Source organism: Leucobacter sp. OLIS6, from assembly GCF_002752355.1.
GTDB lineage: Bacteria > Actinomycetota > Actinomycetes > Actinomycetales > Microbacteriaceae > Leucobacter.
On the sequence record NZ_MRAV01000003.1, the window covers coordinates 63,621 to 79,514 of the forward strand.

At 71.9% G+C, this 15,894-nt stretch carries 15 protein-coding genes; 6 read left to right on the plus strand and 9 right to left on the minus strand.

Features of this window, described 5'->3' with window-relative positions; translation table 11 throughout:
* Positions 1-235: 235 nt before the first annotated feature.
* From BMH31_RS02635 to BMH31_RS02645, 3 genes are read right to left on the minus strand one after another with little or no spacing between them, the layout of a single operon-like run.
* A complete protein-coding gene (locus BMH31_RS02635; protein ID WP_099747337.1) occupies positions 236-955 on the minus strand; it encodes a DUF998 domain-containing protein in 720 nt (239 codons plus the stop codon).
* Positions 952-1,536, minus strand: a complete 585-nt coding sequence (locus BMH31_RS02640) for a YdeI/OmpD-associated family protein (protein ID WP_099722875.1) — start codon at positions 1,534-1,536, stop codon at positions 952-954. The genes BMH31_RS02635 and BMH31_RS02640 overlap by 4 nt, the downstream gene beginning before the upstream one ends.
* Positions 1,533-2,573 (minus strand): alcohol dehydrogenase catalytic domain-containing protein, encoded by a 1,041-nt coding sequence (locus tag BMH31_RS02645; RefSeq protein WP_099722874.1) that lies wholly within the window; start codon positions 2,571-2,573, stop codon positions 1,533-1,535. Before BMH31_RS02645 ends, BMH31_RS02640 begins: the two co-directional genes overlap by 4 nt.
* A gap of 227 nt (positions 2,574-2,800) precedes the next feature.
* Here BMH31_RS02645 and BMH31_RS02650 point away from each other — a divergent pair, with 227 nt between their 5' ends.
* The 6 genes from BMH31_RS02650 to ribH all read left to right on the plus strand — a co-directional run bounded on the left by BMH31_RS02650 (position 2,801) and on the right by ribH (position 9,598).
* On the plus strand, positions 2,801-4,945 hold the full coding sequence (locus BMH31_RS02650; RefSeq protein WP_241898101.1) for a DUF2156 domain-containing protein: 2,145 nt from the start codon (positions 2,801-2,803) through the stop codon (positions 4,943-4,945).
* Positions 4,946-4,958: 13 nt separating this feature from the next.
* Positions 4,959-5,738: a DUF1345 domain-containing protein gene (locus BMH31_RS02655; RefSeq protein WP_099722873.1), complete on the plus strand. Its 780-nt coding sequence runs from the start codon at positions 4,959-4,961 to the stop codon at positions 5,736-5,738.
* A gap of 265 nt (positions 5,739-6,003) precedes the next feature.
* Positions 6,004-7,119, plus strand: a complete 1,116-nt coding sequence (gene ribD, locus BMH31_RS02660; RefSeq protein WP_099722872.1) for a bifunctional diaminohydroxyphosphoribosylaminopyrimidine deaminase/5-amino-6-(5-phosphoribosylamino)uracil reductase RibD — start codon at positions 6,004-6,006, stop codon at positions 7,117-7,119.
* 1 nt (position 7,120) lies between these two features.
* Positions 7,121-7,819 (plus strand): riboflavin synthase, encoded by a 699-nt coding sequence (locus tag BMH31_RS02665; RefSeq protein WP_099722871.1) that lies wholly within the window; start codon positions 7,121-7,123, stop codon positions 7,817-7,819.
* Positions 7,820-7,823: 4 nt separating this feature from the next.
* Positions 7,824-9,101 (plus strand): GTP cyclohydrolase II, encoded by a 1,278-nt coding sequence (ribA, locus tag BMH31_RS02670; RefSeq protein WP_099722870.1) that lies wholly within the window; start codon positions 7,824-7,826, stop codon positions 9,099-9,101.
* The gene (ribH, locus tag BMH31_RS02675) at positions 9,098-9,598 is read left to right on the plus strand and encodes a 6,7-dimethyl-8-ribityllumazine synthase (RefSeq protein ID WP_099722869.1); all 501 of its coding nucleotides are present in this window, start codon (positions 9,098-9,100) and stop codon (positions 9,596-9,598) included. Before ribA ends, ribH begins: the two co-directional genes overlap by 4 nt.
* 229 nt (positions 9,599-9,827) lie before the next feature.
* On the opposite strand, the gene BMH31_RS02680 is transcribed toward ribH, so the two are convergent.
* The 6 genes from BMH31_RS02680 to BMH31_RS02705 all read right to left on the minus strand — a co-directional run bounded on the left by BMH31_RS02680 (position 9,828) and on the right by BMH31_RS02705 (position 15,657).
* On the minus strand, positions 9,828-10,460 hold the full coding sequence (locus BMH31_RS02680; protein WP_099722868.1) for a hypothetical protein: 633 nt from the start codon (positions 10,458-10,460) through the stop codon (positions 9,828-9,830).
* A complete protein-coding gene (locus BMH31_RS02685; protein WP_099722867.1) occupies positions 10,457-12,118 on the minus strand; it encodes a polysaccharide deacetylase family protein in 1,662 nt (553 codons plus the stop codon). The genes BMH31_RS02680 and BMH31_RS02685 overlap by 4 nt, the downstream gene beginning before the upstream one ends.
* A 261-nt stretch (positions 12,119-12,379) precedes the next feature.
* Positions 12,380-13,075 (minus strand): GntR family transcriptional regulator, encoded by a 696-nt coding sequence (locus BMH31_RS02690; protein ID WP_099722866.1) that lies wholly within the window; start codon positions 13,073-13,075, stop codon positions 12,380-12,382.
* A gap of 72 nt (positions 13,076-13,147) precedes the next feature.
* Entirely contained in the window at positions 13,148-14,569 is a 1,422-nt protein-coding gene (locus BMH31_RS02695; protein WP_099722865.1) for a sodium:solute symporter, read from the minus strand.
* Positions 14,566-14,838, minus strand: coding sequence for a hypothetical protein (locus BMH31_RS02700; RefSeq protein WP_099722864.1), 273 nt, complete (start codon positions 14,836-14,838; stop codon positions 14,566-14,568). The genes BMH31_RS02695 and BMH31_RS02700 overlap by 4 nt, the downstream gene beginning before the upstream one ends.
* 165 nt (positions 14,839-15,003) lie before the next feature.
* Positions 15,004-15,657 (minus strand): GntR family transcriptional regulator, encoded by a 654-nt coding sequence (locus BMH31_RS02705; protein ID WP_099722863.1) that lies wholly within the window; start codon positions 15,655-15,657, stop codon positions 15,004-15,006.
* Positions 15,658-15,894: the final 237 nt, after the last annotated feature.

A 15,894-nucleotide genomic window follows, 5' to 3' on the forward strand; every position in this document is an offset into this window, starting at 1 on the left:
GTGTTCCTGCCTTCTCGTGGGGTGGAACGAGCGGTCGCTGCTCGCCCTCGAGCGGATCGGTGCACCGATTCGCGAGCGTCACGCTAACAAAGTAAAACGTTTTATGCCAGGGGATCTCGCGATATTTGCCGAGCCTGCACCGAGTGGCGCCAAACCGCTCCTTCGCGCCCTGCGAAACAGCGGTTTGGCGCCACTCGACGGAAGATCCGGCGGCGGGCGGCGGGGGGGGGCGGGCCTACGCCCCGAGGCCCGAGCCCGAACCCGCACCCGAGCCCGAGCCCGCACCACCCCGCGCACGCCACAGCGCGATGCCCGCACCCAGCTGCCAGACCATGAACAGGTCGACCGCGCCGCGCTCCGAGATGCCGTCGGGGAGCAGCACGTGCCCCACGAGCAGCGCGGCGCTGACGAAACCCAGCCCGCCGAGCACGGGCCCGGCGACCCCGTAGCGGCCGAGCTGCGGCACCGCCCGCATCGACACGATGGCGACGAGGTTGCCGCCGGCGATCGCCGCGATGGCGCCGATGATGTGGAAGATCATGAGGCCGCTCTCGGCGTTCGCGGGCGAGCCCGGCACGAGCCCCACGAGAGCGACGCCCGCGGCGTGGACCGCACCGAGCACGAGGATCGCCCCGCCCGCGAGCCCGCGCCGGAGCATCGGAGCGAGCAGCGCGAGCCCGATCCCGAACAGCAGCCCCTCGCCGAGGAACCCGGCGTTCATGACGGCGTGCAGCGGTGAGTCGAGCGTGCGCCCGTCGAGCGCGCCGCCGTCGGGCACACCGAGGTCGCTGATGAAGAACGTCGCGTAGCTGTAGCCGGGGAACGCGGACGCGGCGATCGCCTCGCAGAGCAGGTACCAGAGCGGTGCGGCGATCCAGAGCAGTCCGACAGTACCGAGGATCGGGTTCGCCCGGTCGGCGGGACCGGTCTGAATCGGGATCGGGCCGCCGCTCATTCGCCCGCTCCGCCCGGCGCTGACGCGCCCGCCGCCAGCCCGTCGACGGCGCGCGCGACGAGATCGGCGCGGCGCTCGGGGGTCCGCGCCTTCAGCAGGGGCAGGATCAGCGCGTACTGCTCGGTCCGGCCGAGCCCCGCGAATGCCCGTTCGGCGGCGGGGCGAGCGGCGAGCGCCGCGACCAGTTCGGCCGGCGTCTCGGCGTCGCGCTGCGAGGCGTAGGCCGCGTCCCAGCGCCCGTCGGCCCGGGCCGCCTCGGCCGCGGCGTGCCCGGCGGGGCGGACCCGTCCGGCGGCGGCGAGCGCTTCGAACTTCAGCACGTTGATCCGCGACCACGGGCTCGCGCTGCGTCTCGGCGAGTAGCGCTGCAGGAACGATTCGGCGTCGTTCGACCGGCGCTGCCCGTCGACCCAGCCGAAGCACAGCGCGCCGTCGAGGGCGTCCTCGATGCTGAGCCCGGGTTGCCGGGATCGGCGCTTCGCGATCCGCAGCCAGGCGTCGGGTGCGTCGGCATGCCCGGTCTCGAGCCACGCCTCCCGCTCGGCGCCGGAGGCGAAGTCGAGCACCGGCCGCTCGGTCACGGGACGAGCACCGCCCGGCCCTGCACGCGCCCGTGGTGCAGGTCATCGAAGGCCTGCACGGCGTCGTCGAGCGAGTAGCGCACCACTTCGACGCCGATCTTGCCGGCGCGGGCGAGCGCGACGGCCTGGCGCATGTCGGATCGGGTGCCGCCGTAGGCGCGCTCGATGTTCACGCCCCACGGCAGCGGGGTACCGCTGCCCGCGACGTAGGGGAAGGATCCGTTGCCGAGGCCCACGAAGCGGATCGCGCCGCCGCCGCGCACGACCGCGACGGCGAGGTCGACGGTGGGCTGCACGCCGACGAAGTCGAGGACGACGTCGGCGCCGACGCCGTTCGTCTCCTCGAGGATCCGGGCCGCGGCGTCCCCGTCGCTCGGGATCGCGAGGTCGGCGCCGTGCTCGCGGGCGAACGCGAGCTTCTCGGGGTCGGTGTCGAGCGCGATGATGCGGGCGCCCGTGGTGGCGGCGAGGATCTGCAGCGCCATGTGCCCGAGCCCGCCGAGTCCGATGGTGACGACCGTCGCGTCGCCGGTCATGCGGTCGCGCACGGTGTTGATGGCGTGCATGGGCGTGAGGGCGGCGTCGGCGAGCGGTGCCGCGGCGACGAGGTCGAGGTCGCCGATGGGATCGAGGTGCCGGGCCTTCACCGCGATGTAGTCGGCCATGCCGCCGGGGCTGCCGATGCCGGGCGAGAGCGGGGCGAGCGCGCTGCGCGGGTAGACGACCTCGCACTGGTTGTCGCGGCCGGCGAGGCACTCTCGGCACTGGCCGCAGGAGAGGATGAGCGCGACGAGGGCGCGGTCGCCGATCTGCCAGCCCGAGACGTCGGATCCGAGCTTCTCGACCGTGCCCGAGACCTCGTGGCCGAGGGTGCCGCCGATCAGCGGGTTCTCGTCACCCATGCCGATGATCGCGATGTCGGAGTGGCAGAGGCCGGCCCCGCCGACCTTCAGCAGCACCTCGTCGGGCTGGATCTCGGGGACGGGCTTGTCGTGGATCTCGACGGTGTTGTTCTTGACGTAGGTGACAGCACGCACCGCGGCCTCCTCTTCTGGCCGCGGGTGTGCGGCCGCAGATCGAACGGGCGCCGGTTCGGGCGTCCACCCTCAGGCTACGCCTCCCGGCCGGGCTCCGGGCAAGTGCCCGGCGAACGCCGGAGCTCCGGCCGGATCCGGCGCGCCGGGGTGGGACCCTGGTACCATTTCGCCCGCGAACACCGCGTTCCGAGGCGGCTCCGCAGCATTCGCTCCGTAAAATATTCCTCATGAGCGAACCCCCCGCGAAGGCCGCCCCGACGGAGCCTGTCGAACCGGCCGAGCGTCCCGAGCCGCCGAAGGCGATGCGCGCGCTGCTGCGCGCCCTGCGCTGGCTCGCGCAGTTCCCGTTCACCATCGCGCTCGTCGCGGTGATGATCGTGATCGCGATCCTCACGGGCACCCACATCACCCCGCTCGCGCGCCTGCCCTGGTATCACGACGTCGCGACGGGCCTGCCCGCGTTCCGCCAGGGGCACTGGTGGACCCTCGGCACCTCGCCGTGGTTCATCGCCCACCCGCTCCGGGTGATCGGCGCGCTGCCGCTCGTGATCGGCGGCGTCGGCTGGGCGGAGGCCAAGTTCGGATCCCTCCGCGCACTCGGCCTGTTCCTCGCCGGGCACCTGGTCGGCGCGCTCGGCGCCGCGGGCACCCTCGCCCTCGCCGCGGGCAACGGCTGGCCCTGGGCCGCGCAGGTCTCGCGTGCGCTCGACGTCGGCCCCGCATCGGGCGCGATCGCCTGCCTCGTCTTCGCCATGAGCACGCTCCCCTCCCCCTGGCGTCTGCGCGCCCGCTACGCGGTGGTCGCCTGGGCGGCCATCGGTCTGCTCTACGTCGGCAAGATCGTCAACGTCGAGCATGCGATCGTCGTCGGCGTCGCCCTGCTCGTCAGCGGACTGCTGCCCGCGTTCCGGCACCCCGCGGGTCGCCCGACCGTGCGCGAGTGGCGGCTGCTGGGCTTCGTCGGCCTGATCGTGATCGGCGTGGTCGAGGTGTTCGCGCTGCTGATCCCGTTCAACGGCCCCCTGGGCGAGAACGATCCGGTCACCCCGACCACCGACGTGGTCATCGACCTCGTCGCGATCGCGATCCTGGCGAACGGTGTTCGCCTCGGCCTGCGCCTGGCGTGGATCGCGACGATCGCGTTCGCCTGCTTCAACCTCGCGACCGCGGTCATCGCGACCGTGTTCCTCCCGCAGGCCCTCGATCTGGGCCTGCTCGACGAGCCCGGGATCCTCTTCACCTCGATCCTGCCGTCGGCCGTGCTCTGGCTGGCGCAGCTCATCGTCATGCTGCTCGGCCGCGGCGCGTTCCGCGTGCCGCTGCTGCACTCCCGCCGCACGTTCGCGGCGCGCACCCTGACGCGCACCGAGGCGCTCGATCGCCTGCGCGAGTTCGGCGGCGGCAACATCTCGTGGATGATCGGCTGGCCCGACAACCGGCACATCGCCGTCGGCTCCGGCGTGATCGCCTACCAGGCGCACGCGGGCGTCGCGATCGCGCTCGGCGATCCCATCGCGCCGAAGGAGCAGTTCGGCATCGCCCTCGACGAGTTCGCGCGTTCCGCAGAGCACGCCGGTTTCGTTCCGTGCGTGTTCTCGGCGTCCGCGCTGAGCGACGAGAACCGCCCGAACGGCTGGCGCTCGGCCGTGATCGCCGAGGACACGATCGTCGACCTGCCCGACCTCGCCTTCACCGGCAAGCGTTGGAACTCGGTGCGCACGTCGATCAACCGCGCGGCGCGCGAGGGGATCGAGTTCCGCATGTGCACGCTCGCCGACGAGCCGTGGAGCGTGCTCGCCCAGGTGCGCGCCATCTCGGAGCAGTGGAGCGGTGACAAGGGCCTGCCCGAGATGCGCTTCACGCTCGGCACGGTCGAGGAGGCGCGCGATCCCGAGACCCGCGTGGGCATCGCGGTCGACGCCGAGGGCAGCCTGCACGGCATCACGTCGTGGCTGCCGGTGTACGGCCCGGGCGGGCAGATCCACGGCTGGACCCTCGATCTCATGCGCCGGCGCGACGACGGTTTCGGGCCCGTCATGGAGTACCTGATCGCCGAGTCGGCGAAGCACTTCGCCGAGGCCGGCTACGAGTTCGTCTCGCTCTCGGGTGCTCCGCTGGTGCGTCCCGAGCAGGAGGATCCGGGCCCCGTCGACTTCGTGCTCGACCGCCTGAGCGAGACCCTCGAGCCGCTCTACGGCTTCCGGTCGCTGCACTTCTTCAAGCGCAAGTTCCACCCGCGCCACGAGCCGCTGTACATGCTGTACCGCGACGAGGGCGATCTGCCCCGCATCGCCGTGGCGCTGACCCGGGCCTACCTGCCCGACGCGACCCTGCGCGATCTGGCGTCGTCGGCGGCGAGCGCCCGGTCGTGAGCGGGCGTCCGGCATGAGCGCGAAGGCGAAGAAGAAGCGGACGGAGCGGGTGAAGAAGCGCCGGCTCCCCCGGGTCGCCGCGGCGATCGCCAATTGGACCACGGTCATCGGCGAGATCCTCGGCGTCGTGATGCAGCTGCTGCTCGTCCTCCTCGGCTGGAACCTCGCGATGAGCGAGAGCAAGGTCGAGCTCTCGATCGTCGCGGTCGTCTGGTGCCTCATCGCCGCGCTCTATCTCGGGATCGTAGCCCTCGGCCTCACGATCATGATCCGCATCAGCGACGAGGATCCGCCCGTGGTGCGCCGCGTGGTCGGCCACCCCGTGATGCGGGTGTTCTCGAACATCACCACCTTCGGCGCGAGCGCGTTCGGTCTGCTGGTCGCCGCGCAGGTGATCATCAACCGGCGGGACGCCGACCGCACCGCGTTCCTCGAGGCGGCGGCGGTCTGCGCGATGCTGCTCTCATGGGCGCTGTTCAACTGGGGCTTCGCCCGCGTCTACTACTCGCGCTACCACCGCGCCGAGGTGCCGCCGCTGCACTTCCCCCGCACCGAGGATCCGCGGCTCAGCGACTTCGCGTACTTCTCGTTCACCAACGCGACCACGTTCGCCGTCTCGGACGTGCGCGTCACCGAGACGCGCATGCGCTGGACCACGGTGTGGCACACGTCGATGGCGTTCTTCTTCAATGCGCTGATCCTCGCGCTCACCATGAGCACGATCACGAGCGGGCGATTCCTCGACTTCGATCTCGACAAGTTCCTCGACGAGCTCATCAACCTCGCCGGGTGACGGCCCGCGAAACATCGCGAAATCCGGCTGGAATAGTTCGCAGTGTGTGGCGTTAGGGTAGACGTAGGTTCCGGGGTCGGTGAGAATCCGAACCGGCGGTGAGAGTCCGCGACCCCCGCACTCGCGGGGTTGAACCGGTGGAATTCCGGTACCGACGGTGATGGGCGGCAGTCTCGACTGCGCGCCCGAGTCCGGATGGAAGGAACGAGGGCACCTGCCGCTGCGCAGGCGACCCCTATTCCCGGCACCCGAGAAACGAGACGGAATGCTGGGTGACGAGCTGCTGAGCAGCGCCATGCGGCGCACGCTCGCCCTCGCCGGGCGCGGGCCCGCGGGCGATCTCAACCCCCGCGTGGGATGCGTGCTGCTCGATCCCGAGGGCCGCATCGTGGCCGAGGGCTGGCACCGCGGCAGCGGCACGGCGCACGCCGAGGTGGACGCGCTCGCGCACCTGCCCGCCGAGTGGCGGGATCGCGGCGCGGAGCTCACCGCGGTCGTGTCGCTCGAGCCGTGCAACCACACGGGTCGCACCGGGCCGTGCGCCCGCGCGCTCATCGACGCCGGGATCGGCGCCGTCGCCTACGGGCTCGACGATCCGGGCGACGCGTCGGCCGGCGGCGCGGCCACGCTGCGCGCGGCCGGAGTCGCGGTGCGCGGCGGCCTGCTCGCGGGCGAGGTGCGCGCATCGGTCGAGGACTGGCTCGCGGCGCAGGAGCGCGCGCGGCTCGAGGCCGACGGCTCCGCACCGCTCGTGCGCGCCGGCCGCCCCCGCGTCATCGCGAAGTGGGCGCAGACCCTCGACGGTCGCGCGGCAGCGGCCGATGGCAGCAGCCAGTGGATCACGGGTCCTGCGGCCCGCGCCGACGTGCATCGCCGCAGGGCCGAGGCCGACGCGATCCTCGTGGGCACCGGAACGCTGCTCGCCGACGACCCCTCGCTCACGGCGCGCGACGCCGCGGGCGAACTGCTCGTGCCCGCTGACTCGCAGCCGATCCCGGTCGTGCTCGGCCATCGGCCCACCCCCGTCGGCGCCCGCATCGACGCGCACCCGGCGCTCGCCGCGCGCGGCCTCGACGCGCCCATCCGCCTCGACGGCGAGCACCTCGCCGAAGACCTCGCCTCGCTCTCCGAACGCGGCATCGGGTCCGTGTTCGTCGAGGGCGGCCCCACCATCGTGAGCGCGCTGCTCGCCGCCGGCCTCGTCGACGAGCTGCTCGTCTACGTCGCCCCGGCGCTGCTCGGCGGCCCGCGGCACGCCATCGGCGACCTCGGCGTCTCCAATATGTCGGGGATCCTGCGCCTCGCCACGGTCGAGCGCATCGCCCTCGGCCCCGACCTGCTCATTCGCCTGACCATCGAACCCCGCACGGAGGTGCTCTGACATGTTCACCGGACTGATCGAAGAGATCGGCGAGATCACCGAGATCTCGCCCGTCGGCGACTCGCTCCGACTCACGATCCGCGGCGAGAAGGTCACCGCCGACGCCGGGCACGGCGACTCGATCTCGGTCTCGGGCGTCTGCCTCACCGTCATCGAGCAGGGCGAGGCCACGTTCGCCGCCGACGTGATGGCGCAGTCGATCCGCGTGTCGACGCTCGGCGCGCTGTCGGTCGGCGACCGCGTCAACCTCGAGCGCGCGGCCCGCGTCGACAGCCGCCTCGGCGGCCACATCGTGCAGGGCCACGTCGACGGCACGGCGCAGCTGCTCTCGGTCACCCCCGAGGACAACTGGCGGGTGCTGCGCTTCGCGCTGCCGCGCGAGCTCGCCCCGCTGCTCGTCGACAAGGGATCCGTGACCCTCTCGGGCGTCTCGCTCACGGTGTCGAACATCGCGCCCGTCGAAGACCCCGAGCCCTGGTTCGAGGTGTCCCTCATCCCCGAGACGCTCGTCGCGACCACGCTCGGCGGGCTGCAGCCCGGCGACCGCGTGAACGTCGAGACCGACATCCTCGCCCGCCACGTCGCCCGCATGCTGCGCTTCGGCCTCGCGGCCGGCGACGATCCCCGCGGCCTCGACCTGACCGGCAGCGTCAACGCGCCCGCGTCGGCCGCCCCGCAGACCCCCACCGAAGGAAACTGAAGCAATGACCATCGCCAGCATCGAGACCGCGGTCGCCGCGCTCCGCGAGGGTCGGCCCGTGATCGTGGCCGACAACGAGAATCGTGAGAACGAGGGCGACGTGATCCTGTCGGCCGAGCTCGCCACCCCCGAGTGGGTCGCGTGGTCGGTGCAGCACTCGTCGGGCCTGCTCTGCGCCCCCATGACCAACGCGATCGCGGACCAGCTCGACCTGCCCATGATGGTGGAGCGCAACGAGGACGCCCGCGGCACCGCCTACACGGTCACCGTCGACGCCGCCGAGGGCATCACCACCGGCATCAGCGCGAGCGATCGCGCCACCACGCTGCGCGCGCTCGCGAACCCGGCGGGCAAGCCGACCGACGTGAAGCGCCCCGGGCACGTGCTGCCGCTGCGCGCCGTCGACGGCGGCGTGCGCGCCCGCGACGGGCACACCGAGGCCTCGGTCGAGCTCATGCGCCTCGCCGGGCTGCGCGAGGTCGCGATGATCGGCGAGATCGTCGCCGAGGACGGCGAGATGATGCGCCTGCCCGGGCTCATCGAGCTCGGGGAGCGCGAGAACGTACCCGTCACCACCATCGAGGCGCTCATCGCCTACCTGAACGAGCACGATCCGCAGGGCGCCCCCGCGGTCGAGCTCGAGCACCGCAGCGTCAGCCTGCGCGCCGATCCGCTCGTGCCGACCGAGCACGGCGACTTCCGCATGCGCGCGTACCGCGACCGCCGCAGCGGGGTCGACCACGTCGCGCTCATCGCGGCGGGCACCGCCCCAGCGCTGCCCGCCGAGGGCGCGCTCGTGCGCGTCCACTCCGAGTGCATCACGGGAGAGGCCTTCGGGTCGCTGAAGTGCGAGTGCGGCCCGCAGCTGCGCGCCGCCATGGACCTCGTGCACGAGCAGGGCGGCATGGTCATCTACCTGCGCGGCCAGGAGGGGCGCGGCATCGGCCTCGCCAACAAGCTGCGCGCCTACCAGTTGCAAGAGCAGGGCGTCGACACGCTCGACGCGAACCTGCAGCTCGGTCTTCCCGCCGACGCCCGCGACTACACGGCCGCGGCCGAGATCGTCGCCGACCTGGGCCTGCGCGGGATCCGGCTGCTTACCAACAACCCCGACAAGGTGTCGCAGCTCGAGCGGCAGGGCGTCGACGTCGCCGAGCGCGTGCCGCTCGTCGTCGGCGTGAACGAGACCAACGCGGCCTACCTCGAGACCAAGCGGGATCGCATGGGTCACCAGCTGCCGGCATCAAACGTGCTGGCCGACACGAACGGAGCATCCGCATGAGCGGCGCAGGAGCCCCCGACCTGGCAGTGGACGCGACGGGCCTCCGGGTCGCGATCGTCGCCGGCAGCTGGCACGAGCAGGTGATGTCCGGCCTCGTCGCCGGAGCCGAGGCGACGCTCGCTGCGGCCGGCGCCTCGTTCGAGCTGATCCGCGTGGCCGGCGCGTTCGAGCTGCCGCTCATCGCGCAAGCGGCGCTGCGTCCCGTCGAGCAGGGCGGTGGCGGCTTCGACGCGGTCGTCGGGCTCGGCGTGATCATCCGCGGCGGCACCCCGCACTTCGAGTTCGTCGCGAACTCGGTCACCGACGGGCTGACCCGCGTGCAGCTCGACTCGGGCAAGCCCGTCGGTTTCGGCGTGCTCACGACCGACAGCGAGCAGCAGGCGATCGACCGCTCGGGCCTTCCCGGCTCGGCCGAGTCGAAGGGGCAGGAGGCCGCCGAGGCCGCGCTGCACTCCGCCGCCGCGCTGCGCGCGCTCGCCCACCCCTCATCGAGATGACCCGTTCGCGGGTTTTGAGCGCTCATAACCCGCGAACGGGTCATCTCGCGTGTGTGCTCGGGTGCTCGCGTGCTCGGGCCAGGGCGGGCGCACGCTTGCCCGACCTCATCGAGTGGCGGCAAAACCTCGATATCGGGTCCCATACGAGCGGTTTGGCGCCACTCGGCGACGAAGTCGGCGGCGGGAGCGCACGGGCACGCGAGCGAGAGCGCGCGAACGCGCGGGCGCGTCAGCCCAGGCGGATCGATTCGACCAGCGCCACGAGCGCCGGACGGTAGGACGTGAGGTCCCGCTTCGCCTGCTTCGCGTCGGGCTCCGACAGCGCCACGCCCAGCAGCACCGCGCGGCGATCGTCGCCGACCGCGGCGCTGATCCGCGTCGCGGAGTCGACGTGCGCGACCGCGAGCTTCGAGGCGAGGGTCTCGGTGCGGATCTTGCCCGGCCCCGAGCCCGCCCCGATACCCAGTTCGTCGGCGAGCACCTCGGCGGGCTTACCGTCCGGCGCGGGTGAGATGCGCACGGTGAGACCGCGATCGGGCGAGACGAGCAGCAGCTCGTCGCTGCCGGCGCCGGTCACCTCCCACCCCGCTCCCGGCACGATCGTCGCCGTCTTCGGGTCCCCGATCGCCACGGCCTGCGTGCCGTCGGCGGCTTCGGCGGCGCCCGCGGTTCCGATCCCGGGCAGCAGCACGAGCAGCAGCAGTCCGGCGGTGAGCAGGCTGCTGAGGATCCCGGCTGCGATCATCGTGCGTCGTCGGCGCGCGAGCATCGCCTCGCGCGGGGACGACCGCTCCGCGGGGCGGGGATCCTGGGCGGCGGCGCGTCGCTCCCGACGCGTCCCGCTCGTCTGCATCGTGCTCATCGTGACGACACCCTTCCGACGGGCACCTTGCCGTCGAACAGCTGGCTCACGGTCGCGAGCGTGAATCCGCGGTCGCGCAAGCCGTCGATCACTGAGCCTGCGGTCTTCACCGAGTCGGCGTGCGTGTCGTGGAACAGCACGATCCCGCCCGGCTCGAGCACGGGCACGGAGCGTTCTACGAGCGCCTTCGGGCCGGGTTCCTTCCAGTCGTTCGTGTCGACGCTCCACAGGATCGCGGGCCAGCCGACGGCGCGGAGCACTTTCTCGTTCACGGCGCCGTAGGGCGGCCGGTACATGGTGACCGGCTCGCCGCTCAGCTTGCCGATGATGGCGGCGGCGTCCTTCACCTGAGCGACGGCGGCGTCCGGCTTCAGCGTGGTCAGGTCGGGATGGTTCATGGTGTGGCTGGCGAGCTCCTGCCCCTCGGCTGCGGCCCGGCGCACCAGATCGGGGGATCGGCTCGCGGCGTTGCCGAGCATGAAGAACGTGGCGAGCGCCTGCTTGCTGCGTAGCGTGTCGAGCAGTGCGCCGGTGTACTGCGACGGACCGTCGTCGTAGGTGACCGCGACGCACGGCACCAGGTTGCAGTCGATGGGCGCGGTCCAGCTGCCGGCCGGCATGCCGACGAAGGGCTGATCCGCTGCGGCGAGGCGCTGCTGCTCCGAGGGGGCGGCCCACCCCGCGACGGTCTTCGCGGGCACGTGTACGGGGGTCGGGTCCTTCGTCGCGTCCGTGCCGAGGCCGGCGAGCTCGGGCGCGGCGATACCGGGGGCGAAGGTGACGTCGAGGCCACCGTCCTCCGAAGTCTCGGCTCCGTCGAGCGCTGCTGCGGCGAGCGCGAGCTGCGCCTTGCCCGGTGCCGCGACGGGCGCGTTCGAGAGGCCGCCGTGCCGGGTGCGCAGCACTGAGACGGTGTCGCGCCAGAGTTCGGCGGGTGCGATCTCGCGCCAACGCGCGGCATCGTCGGACACCTCGCCGGTCTTCACGTTGGCGTAGAGCGTGGTGCTGCGATCCGAGGTGATCTCGGCGGTGGCGGACTTCGCGCCCTTCTTCGGCGCTTCGGCGGTGCCGGTGACGGTGCGGAACTTCACGCCGACGTAGGGGCCGAACGCGCCGAGCAGGCTGCAGGTGATCGCGGTGCCGGATCCGCCCGCGGGCCCGGTGGCCTGGTCGAGCAGCAGTTCGGCGGGGGTGCGCTCGGTGGAGTCGTCGATGCAGCCGCGGGAGCCGAGGCCTGTTCCGACGGGGAACGCCTGCGGCTCGTAGGGCTTGCCCGACGCGCGGATCGCCGTCCACAGGAGTGCGCTGACGCGCTCATTGAACTTCGGCACCCCGGGCAGGAACACGTAGCGCGCCTGGATCGGGAGGGCGTCGTTGCGGATCCGGCCGCTGACGATCCCGATCTTCGCAGGGTCCTCGACCGCGGCACCGATGGTCCTGGTGTTCTTGCCGGTCTTGCCGGCGTCGGCCGATTCCTGGCCGTCGGTCGACTTCTGACCCTTGCTTTTCACTGCGGCGAGCAGAGAGATGCCGCCGGGCCCCTGAGCGACGGGCGGCTTCCACGCGGTATCGGGTTCGCGGGCGCAGGCGGCGGTTCCGGCAATCAGCGCGGTCGCGGTCGCGAGCGCGAGACCGCGCCGCTGCCAGGTTGTTGCCACTCCGCGCCCTCCGCCGTGCTGTCGGCGGGTTCGCCGCGACCGAATTCCTTTTCGAACATTAGCAACGGATCGGGAATCTGCTCAGCGCGCTTGCCTGGAATTCCCCGAACGTTTCCCACTCGTAATCATCGGGGCGGCACTCCGAGACGCCCGGAATCGTTCGTTGAGGCGCGCTGCGCCCGAATCGCCCGAGGACGTACGGCTCCGCATTTCGCGAGCGGATCGAACGTACGCGCCCGCGAACCCGCAGCAGAGCCCGCCTCACCCGGCGCGCGCGGCCCACTCCGCCGGCGCCCACTCGCCCCCTGAGCTCGGCAGGCGGTAGACCTCGGCGAGGGCGCGATCCGCCAGGGCAAGGTCTCCGGTGCCGACCGCATCCCGGATCCTCGTCCACCCCGAATCCAGCAGATCCCAGTTCGGGGTGCGCAGTCCGGCTGCGGCTCGGATCCGGAACACGAGACCGGGCCCTGAGGTCGCGGCGATGGTCGCCATGAACGGATTCGGGCACGCCTCGACGAGGAAGTCGAAGAATCGCACCCCGATCGTTTCGAGATAGGCCCGAGTATCTCGGCGGTCGATGGCCGAGAGGCCGGCGTCGAGCAACGTTACGGCCTCCGCGCGGGCGGGTGGGGTGAGCGCCGGGACGGTGAGTTGGAAGGCGCCGGCCAGCAGCACGCCGAGCACCTGCGTCGCTTGCTCGATCTGCTCCGGATCGGGGTCCACGACCGAGGTGTGGCTCTGCGCATGGATCTCGACGAACCCTTCGGCGGCGAGCAGGTTGAGCGCTTCACGGATCGGCGAGCGGGAGATTCCGAGCCACTGCGTGAGCGCCTGATCTTCGAGGCGCTCCCCCGGTGCGAAGGTCCCGTCGAGGATCGCGTCCCGGATCGCATCGTGCGCCTCGTCTTTGAGGAGGCGGCGCTTCGCGACGGGCCTGCGGGTCGTCGGAGCCGGCATCGCACCCTCCTTCTAACATGTTACACGTTCAGGTACTGAGGATAACCGGCCGAGCCGGGATCCGCCACCGGGTCAGCGCGCCCGCGAACCGATCGGATCCGGCACACCCGTCGATCGACACCTGCGGATCGCTTCGGCAGCGCCGAGCACGAGGAGGTTCGGCACGAGCGCGATGAGGCCCGCGTCGAGACTGCCGATCGGGATCCCGCCGAAGGTGATGACCGCGACGGTCAGGGATCCGGCCAGGATCCCGAGGCCCGCGGATCGGGCGCCCACGCGTACGCGATCGGCGAGCGCGCAGGCGATCGCCGGCGCGAACTGCGTGGTGCAGCCGTAGGTGAGCAGCAGCAGCGCGCCGATGTCGGAGCGCGCGAGCCCGAGCAGCAGCGCCAGCAGCGTCACCGTCACGATCACGACCGCGTTGACCGCGAGCCGACGCTCGGGAGCCACTCGCCGGAACACGTTCTGGCTGACGAGCGTCGAGATGCCGATGAGGATTCCGCCGGCGGGCACCATCGCGGCGGCGGCGCCGCCCACCGCGATCACGCCGAGCAGCCAGTCGGGCAGCAGGCGCGCGGTGGTCCCGAGCAGCACTGCGTTGCCGGGGGTCGCTGGATCGAGCAGCAGCGCACCTGCGAACCCGACGGTGACCGGGATGAAGAGCAGCAGGAAGTAGACCGGTTGCCAGATCGCCGTCTTGCGCAGCGCGGCCCCGTTGCGCGCCCCGAGCACCATGGGCCAGAAGTGCGGCAGCGTGCAGAACCCGGATCCGATCGAGGTGACGATGGTCGCGCTGAGGAAGTACACGGGATCGATCGCACCGCCGCGCATGGTCAGCAGGCCGGGTGCCTCCTCGGCCACCCGGGTGAAGATCTCCGGGATTCCGCCGAACGAGATCACGAGACCACCGATGATCACGAGCATCGCGACGACCATGAGCACGTCCTTCACGACGGCGACGCGGGCGACGCCGCGGATCCCGGCCCAGATCACGAACAGCACCACGAGCGCGCTGGCGAGCACCATGCTGAGCCCTCGAGCGCCCGCGCTCCCGGTGACGAGCTCGACGATCGTGCCGAGCCCGACGATCTGCAGCTGCAGGTAGGGGATCAGGGCGAGCGCGCCGATCACGGCGACGACTCGTCCGAGCCTTCGGGATCCGTAGCGCGCCGCGAAGAAGTCGGAGATGGTGAACGCGCCGAGCGGGGTGCCGAGCTCGCGGATGCGCGGAGCCGCGAAATAGAAGATCAGGTACGAGATGGTGAGGTAGGCGATCGCGAAGGTCGCGCCCACGCCGCCGTCGAACGCGAGCCCGGCGAGGCCGAGGAAGGTGAAGGTGGTGAGCCCCTCCCCGGCGAGCAGGAACCACGAGACCCACGCGGAGTTGCGGCGGCCGTTCACCGCCCATCCCGTGAGGGATCGCTGCCGCCCGGCCGCGATGCCGAGCGCGCCGAGCGCGAGGATGCCGACCCCGACGATGATCGCGACGGTCACGGCTGCTCTTCCGGGGTCGGAGCCGACGACGCGGCGGCTTCCTCGCTGTCGGCCGCGCGTCCGCCGGAGCTGAGATAGCGCGCTTCGACGAGGTGCAGGGCGGCGGCGGCGAGCAGCACCATGCCGCCGGTCCAGACGAGGCCCGCGGGGATCCCGGCGACGAGCGTCGGCTCGCGGACGAAGGGGAGGAACGGTGTGGCGAGGAACCCGAGGATCGGGACTGCGACGGTGGCCGCTCGTCCGCGGGTGAGGAGTCGGGGCCCGGCCATGTCTGCTCCTTCCGCTGGGCCTGAGCCCGACCGCGCCGGTGGGGTGAGAACTGAAGGGGACTCGGCGCGGTCGGGTCGGGCGTGATAGCACGCTAGTCACTCGCAGGGCGTCCGGCAGAAGGGTTCACCCTGCGTGTCACCCTCTGCCGCGAGCCCCGGTTGCGGTCATCCGCAGCGGGCGGTGTGGGCGCGCGCGAAGCGCTCGGCGACGTGTGCGAAATGGTCGCGAAGCGCGGTCACGGCGTCGGCGACGGTGCCGTGCTCGAGCGCGGTCGCGAAGCCGCGGGCGGCGGAGTGACCGAATCCGCCGGCGCCGGTGACAGCGGCGGCCTGGCACAGGTGCGCGGCAGTGATCGCGAAGAACTGCTGCAGGTAGGGGTTGCCCGATTCGCCGAGGAGGGGCTCGTAGAGGTCGAGCAGTTCGGCCGCGGCGTCGTGCCCGTGCTCGGCGAGGCCGAGGGCATCCGCGCGGTGCTGCATGAGGCGGATGCTGCGGGGACGGAGGATGGCCGGGGAGAGGTGCACGGCGGACTCGACAGCGGACTGGATCGCGTGCAGCGCTTCGCGGGTGCGTCCGTGGTCGACGGTGCGCACGTAGCTGCCCTGCCGGGGACGCACGAGGACGAGGCCCTCGTGCCGCAGCGTCTGCACGGCGGCGCGCACGCTGGCGATGGTGAAGCCGTAGTCCTCGGCGACGCGGGTGTCGGTGAGCGCCGCGCCGGGACGCAGGGTGCCGGTGACGATGTCGTGGCGCAGAGCCGCGTGCACGAAGTCCTTCTGGGAGACACGGGCCGCGGCGTTGATCGCGGTTGCGGACATGGGTTCGGGCTCCTGGGTTTCGGGTGGGTGGTACGCCCGTGGCGGGCAGTCCCGGCATGCTGCCGGGACTGCCCGCCACGGGGATCGGATCTGGTTCGGTGTTGCGGGGTGTTAGCAGCTCGGCTGGGTGTTCAGCACCCGGTCGCTGATCACGCCCGTGCCGCCGAGCACGACCCCGGCCTGGGGCTTGATCGTGCCCGTGATGGTGTCCTTCACCGGCTTCGGCACACAGTTCTT